Below are 6,197 nucleotides of genomic sequence, written 5' to 3' on the forward strand. Positions count from 1 at the left end.
GCGCGGTACCACCGTTGAGCCTCCGCGAGGCGCCCGGCCCGGCGCAGCAGGTCGGCCCGAATCGTCGCGACGGTATTCAACCGCGCCAACCGTGGATCGTCGGCCACCTCATCGAGCGCGGCTAGGCCGGCCGGGAAGCCGTCCCGGAACCCGATGGCCAGTGCTCGATTCGCCCGGACCACCGGTGAGTCGAGCATCGCCAGCAGCCGGTCATACGCCAGACAGATCGTCGCCCAGTCCGTGTGCTGCCAGCTGGGTGCGGTGGCGTGTAGCGCGGCGATCACCGCTTGCGGTAGGTATGGGCCTGCGGCGCCTTCGGCCCGTCGCAGCTCATCCAGACCCCGTGCGATGCGGCCGCGGTCCCAGCGGCTCCGGTTCTGCTCGTCGAGCGGTATCAGCGCACCGCTGTGGTCCACCCGGGTCCGGCGTCGCGAATCGTGCAGCAGCACCAGCGCCGCCAGCGCGTGGGCGTCGCGGTTGCCGGGTAACAGCGAGCACAGCTCACCAGCCAGCCGCACCCCCTCGTCGCACAGTTCGTCGCGGATGGCCGACGGGCCGCCCGTCGACCAGTAGCCCTCGGTGAACACCGAATAGATACAGCCGAGCACATGCGGCGTGCGCTCGGCCAACAGTTCGGCCGGAGGTACCCGCAATGGGATGTTGGCTGTTCGGATCTTGTTCTTGGCCCGGGTGATTCGCTGACCCACTGCAGCCTCGGACAGCAGCAGCGCGCGGGCGATCTCGGTGACGGTCAGGCCTGAGATCAATCGCAGGGTCAGCGCCAGCTGCGAGCTGCGGTCCAGCGCGGGATGAGCACACGTGAACATCATCCGCAGCTCGTCGTCGCGCACCGGGTTCAACTCACCCGCGGCGTCGGCCCGCGCTGTCACCTCCTCGTACACCGCCGAGAATTCCTTTCCGGGACGTTGGGATTCACGCCGCATCCGGTCCAGCGCGCGGTTGCGGGCCACTGTGGTCAGCCAGGCGCCGGGATTGGTGGGCAGTCCTTCGGACGGCCATACCCGCAGTGCCTGCGCACAGGCCTCCTGGACGGCGTCCTCGGCAATCGTGAGATCGCCGGACCAGCGCGCGATTGTGGCCACGGCGGGGCCCCACTCGCGCCGAAAGACACCGTCCAGTTCGGCCATGGGTGCCTTACAGCCCGGAAACCCCGGCGAGTTGACGGACCTGGACGGCGGAGGCGGGGATCATCGCGGCGAGTTTGACGGCCTCGTCGCGGTCGGCGGCGGACAGTAGATAGAAGCCGGTGGCGATCTCGGCTCCTTCCACGTAGGGCCCGTCGGTCAACAACACCTCACCGTCGCGAACGCGCACCGTCGTCGCCGTCGTCGGCGCCTGTAGCGCGGCCCCGCCGACGATGTGATCGCCTGCGGCGGCTGCGAATTCACCGTGCCGTTCCGCTTCCGCCTGCCACTCCGGCGTGCCCGGAACAAAGGCGGATGCCGGTGGCTCGAGCAGCAACGCCAGCCACTGGCCGCCGGTCTGCGACCAATCCGGATCGAACGCGTGGAAAGTCGGCCGGACCTCCACCGCCCCGAACTCGGCCACTGGGATGTCGCGGGCCAGCGCCAGTGCCTCGTCGAGATTCTCTGCCTCGAACACGTAGTAACCGCAGGCCACCTCGGCGCTCTCGGCGAATGGGCCGTCGGTGACGATCGGGGCATCCGGACCACCCGTGATGCGCACAGCGCTTGCCGCAGGCGCCAAGGCATCGCCCGCGCGGATCGCCGAGCCCGCCTTGGCATGGAATGCTTGGAAGGCGGCCATTCCCTCGGCGCCCTCCTCAGGCGTGCGCTCGCGCTCCTGGCTGATCAGTAGGGCGAAGTACTGCATTGTCGTCTCCTCTGGTTAGCGAGCGGAAACCGGTGTATTCCACTCTCTACCCATCCGACGAACGGCACTGCCTCAATCCGACAGCTGGCGTCTGATTACTTCTGCAGCGTGAACTGATGCACGCTGATGTGGCCTCCGCGGAAATACCGCTGGCAGCCGTTGAGGTACTTGTCGTGGCGGCCTGGCGCAGAACTCCAGTCGCACGATCGGGCACGAGGAGTACGCGACACCGAGGCCGCCGGTGCCGGTCCAGCTCAAGTACGGCTACCCCGCGGACGCCGGGGATCTGGTGATCGTCGGTCCCGCCACCGCTGCTGCCCTGAATCTGAGGGTGGTGCCACCCGCAGAGCTGACGTGAATCCCACCGCCTCCGGATCGATCGGCGCTAGAATCGGCTATATCCACTGTCAGACAAAGGGGTTCGCGATGGCTGTCATATTGAGACCGGGTGACGACAACGATCTTGTTCGGTTGCTTCAGGCCAGACTCAACCGCGACTACCCACTCTATTCCCGCCTGGTCGTCGACGGCGTCTACGGGCCGGCCACCACGGCGGTGGTCAGGGAGTTCCAGCGGCGCGCGGGGCTGGTGGTCGACGGTATCGCCGGCCCCCAGACGCTCGGGCGTCTCGGGCTGAGGTTCGATCAACCCCCTCCGACACCGACTACGCTGCCGTTCTTCTACTGCGCCTCCGGTACCTGGGAAACTCCATTCCAGGGGCCGCCCTTCGACGTGGGTTGGCGGCTCGAACAACTGGGGCGGGTCCGAAATCAACCCGTCGGATATCCCGCCTCGGGGTTCCTCTATCCGAACCCGTTTCTGAGCTACAACGAATCGGTAGCCCTCGGGGTAGCCGAACTCGTCCGGCTGATCCTGATGAATGCGGGCAAGTTCTACCTCTGCGGCTACAGCCAGGGCGCCGAAGTGGTGGTGCGGACACTGCGACTGATGCTGCCCGGCCAGCCGTTGGCGCACCGCGCCGGCGACCTCCTCGATGTCGTCACCTTCGGCAGCCCTTGCCGCCCGCCCGGGCCGACGCGGCTTGGCAACAACCCGCCGGGGTCCGGCATTTCCAGGATCTACACTCCGACCGAGTTCCGCGCGCGCACATTCGATTTCGTGCTCGACGGCGATATGTACGCGACGGCCACCGATGACACGTTGCTGCATCTCGGATACGAGGCGCTGACACCCCTCGAGCTCGAGCTGCCGTTCGCCGTGAAGATCATCACCCTCATCCAGAGCGATGAATTCCTCGCTCTGCTGAACCTCGCCAACACGCCGGAGACATTTGCGAAGGTGGTGAGGACGGCGATAGTGGTGGGGGATTTCATTGTTCGCAATCCGCATGTCCACTACCAGGACTGGATCGCCTTCAACGGCGCGACAGGAGTCGACCGCGCGGTTCAGATTCTCACCGATACACCGCCCGGTCAGCCGGCGGCCGCAGCGGCCTCTCAGCCAGCTAGCTCGGAATAGCCTGCGCGCACAGTCTAGTTCGCGACGGCATCGTGCCGAGGGACGATCATCGTCGCCACCGGCGCATGCCGCAGGATGCGCGCCGCCGCCGAGCCCAGGAACACCTGAGCTGCCGGTCCGGCCGCGCCAGACCCCAGCACCAGGATGTCGCCGGCGCTCCACTGGACGGCGTCGACCGCGTCACGCCACGTCGGTCCCGCCCCGATCACCACCTCGGCATCGAGGGTGCCGACACCAGAACGGACCGTCTCCAGCTGGGCAGCGATCCCCTCGTGGGTCCGTCGCGCCCACTGCTGCACGACGAGGTCTTCGGCGGCCGGTTCGATCGCACCGCTGAACATGCTGACCGGGCGCACGGTGAAGGAAGCGATCCGCAGTCGCGCCGACCAACGCTTGGCCAATTCCGCACTCGTCGAGACCAACCCAACCGCATCCGCCTGGCCGCCATAGGCCACCGTCAACCGCTCTATCCGGCCGGGATGCCCCGGATATCCCCGAGGTGCGATGGCCACGGGGACCGCGGCGGTGTGGACGAGGCGATCGGTGACGCTACCCAACGCGATCCTGCCGAGCAGACCGGAGGAGGACGAGCCGACGACGACGACGTCCGCGTCCATCTCGGCCGCGAGTTCGGTCAAACCCTCCGGGATCGATCTGGCCTGGTGAACCATCTGCCACACGTCCAGATCGTCGGGGAGTTGGTCGGCAATCGCCTTGAGCGATTTCTTGGCCTGCATGCCAACGTAGTTGAGGTATTCGTCCTCGACGGGATCTGACCTAGGCGGCCACGGGCGTTCGACGATCGCCGCAGCGACGATCCTGGCCCGGGTGCACCTGGACAGCTGCGCCGCTAGATTCAGCGGTGCAATCCCTTGCCGGCTCGCGCTGAACCCCGCGATGATCGTCATCGCGGAACCTGGTTTACCACAACAGACTTCGAGATGATGTGCGTCACGGGCACCTTGAATTGGGTGCGGGCGCGGTCGACGACGTCGAAACGGTGCCACACCGAGAACTCGGGCGGCAGCGTCGAGATCACGATCTGATCAGGACTGAACTGCGCGACGGCGTGGTCCAGCGCACGTAGTGGCCGGTCATCACCCAGTTCACCTTCTGCGTCGAGGTTCTCGCTGCGCAGTGCGGTCAACGTGGCTTGGAGTCTGGCCGTCGCAGCCTCCTGGGTGGCCTCCGTGACGTCGCGCGGTCCGTGTGTGGATGCGGCACCGGTATCGACGGGGCTGGCCGGAACCACCACCAAGTACTTCGCCGCCCTGTCGGCCCCGATGCGCCGTAGCTCATCGAGCAGCTCGCGGGAGTCGACTGTCTGATTGGCCAGCACGAGCACTCGGTGCGGCGGCGCGCCGCTCGGGACTTCAGCGGGCTCTGCCGGGCGCCGTTTCACAAACCGCCTGTTCGCGAGGAAGAGCAGGATCACGACCGCCCAGGACAGCAGACTCAGTACCAGCTGGGATCGCAGCGCCGTGTCGACGAACATCTGCACCAGAATGGCCACGATTCCCAGCGCGGTAAGCACCGAGAGCACCGGGAACAGCCACATCTTCACCCGGAGCTCGGAGTCCGGAGTGCGGTAGCGAAGCACGATCTGCGAGATCGCGATCAGCAGGTAGACGAAGAGGATGATCGCGCCACTCGAGTTGAGCAGGAAAGCGAAGACCGTGTCTGGCGAGACCGCCGCAGCGATCACGCACAGGAACCCGATGATCGAGGACGCCAGGATCGCATTCGCCGGCACACCGCGACGGGTCACCTTAACGAGTGCGGGCGGCGCCTCCCGCCGCGCAGCGAGCACGAAGAGCATCCGCGAGGCGGTGTACATGCCTGAGTTGAGGCAGCTCAGGACCGCCGTCAGCACGACCGCGTTCATCACGTGGTCTGCGTAGGGAATTCCCATCTCCGTGAAGGCGGCGACGAAGGGCGATGCGGCCAGCGCATCGCCGTTCCACGGCAGGATGATCACCAGCAGCAGCACCGCGCCCACGTAGAAGATCAGGATCCGCAGGATCACCGAGTTGGCGGCTTTGGCCACCGCTCTCTCTGGATCCGCAGACTCTGCGGCCGCGATGGTCGCGATCTCGGCGCCGACCATCGAGAAGATGACGGTCACGATGCCGACGGTGATCACGCCGAAGCCCAACGGCATGAAGCCGCCATGACTGGTCAGGTTCGAGAAGTCCGCCGATTTACCAGGCCACAGTCCGAAGACGAATGCGGCACCCAACGCGATGAACGCGATGATCGCGGCCACCTTGATGCCGGCGAACCAGAATTCGAACTCACCGTAGGAGGACACCGAGAAGAGGTTGGTCGCGGTCATCAGGACCATGAAGATCAATGCGGACAGCCACAGCGGGACGTCGATCCAGTACTGCACGATCTTGGCGCCCGCGATGGCCTCGAAGCCGACCACGATCACCCAGAAATACCAGTACAACCACCCGACCGAGAATCCGGCCCAATGCCCAAGAGCGTTGCGCGAATAGTCCGCGAACGATCCGGTGGACGGGTTCGCCACGGCCATCTCGGCCAGCATCCGCATCACCATGATGATCAGCACGCCGGCCATGCCGTAGGTGAGGAAGACCGCGGGCCCGGTATCGCCGATGACGACGCCGGAGCCGACGAACAGGCCTGCGCCGATGACCCCTCCGATGGCGATCATCGTGAGTTGCCGCTGACTCAGTGCTTTCTTCAGGGTGGGTACCGCGCTCATGGGAAAGACCTCCGTCACCACGCAAACAGGACGACCGACCAGCGTCGAGTACCCGGATGTGATTCAAATCACTCATCGGGCGGCCGCGGGTTCCACGGCCATGCGGCGATGGCCGCTCCTGACGGTTGTGTGA

4 protein-coding genes and 2 pseudogenes are annotated in these 6,197 nt (G+C 66.0%); 1 reads left to right on the top strand and 5 read right to left on the bottom strand.

Going from position 1 to position 6,197, the window contains the following annotated elements; translation table 11 throughout:
• Together ACRDUX_RS33520 and ACRDUX_RS33525 are read right to left on the bottom strand one after the other, a co-directional pair.
• On the bottom strand, window positions 1–1,148 hold a 1,148-nt coding region (locus ACRDUX_RS33520), incomplete at its 3' end, for an RNA polymerase sigma factor (RefSeq protein WP_526420620.1).
• Window positions 1,149–1,155: 7 nt separating this feature from the next.
• Window positions 1,156–1,854 (bottom strand): YciI family protein, encoded by a 699-nt coding sequence (locus tag ACRDUX_RS33525; RefSeq protein WP_526420622.1) that lies wholly within the window; start codon window positions 1,852–1,854, stop codon window positions 1,156–1,158.
• Window positions 1,855–2,280: 426 nt separating this feature from the next.
• Between ACRDUX_RS33525 and ACRDUX_RS33530 the strand changes: the two are divergent.
• Window positions 2,281–2,931 (top strand): annotated as a pseudogene (locus ACRDUX_RS33530) (peptidoglycan-binding domain-containing protein); the annotation flags it as partial.
• Between the two features lie 219 nt (window positions 2,932–3,150).
• On the opposite strand, the pseudogene ACRDUX_RS33535 reads toward ACRDUX_RS33530, so the two are convergent.
• The 3 genes and pseudogenes from ACRDUX_RS33535 to ACRDUX_RS33545 form a co-directional block, all read right to left on the bottom strand.
• A pseudogene (locus tag ACRDUX_RS33535) lies at window positions 3,151–3,249 on the bottom strand (hypothetical protein); the annotation flags it as partial.
• A gap of 98 nt (window positions 3,250–3,347) precedes the next feature.
• Window positions 3,348–4,241 (bottom strand): universal stress protein, encoded by an 894-nt coding sequence (locus ACRDUX_RS33540; protein ID WP_526420624.1) that lies wholly within the window; start codon window positions 4,239–4,241, stop codon window positions 3,348–3,350.
• A complete protein-coding gene (locus tag ACRDUX_RS33545) occupies window positions 4,238–6,064 on the bottom strand; it encodes an amino acid permease (protein ID WP_526420626.1) in 1,827 nt (608 codons plus the stop codon). Before ACRDUX_RS33545 ends, ACRDUX_RS33540 begins: the two co-directional genes overlap by 4 nt.
• Between the last annotated feature and the right edge of the window lie 133 nt (window positions 6,065–6,197).

It is taken from the genome of Mycobacterium sp. (genome assembly GCF_050701675.1).
Taxonomy (GTDB): Bacteria; Actinomycetota; Actinomycetes; order Mycobacteriales; family Mycobacteriaceae; genus Mycobacterium.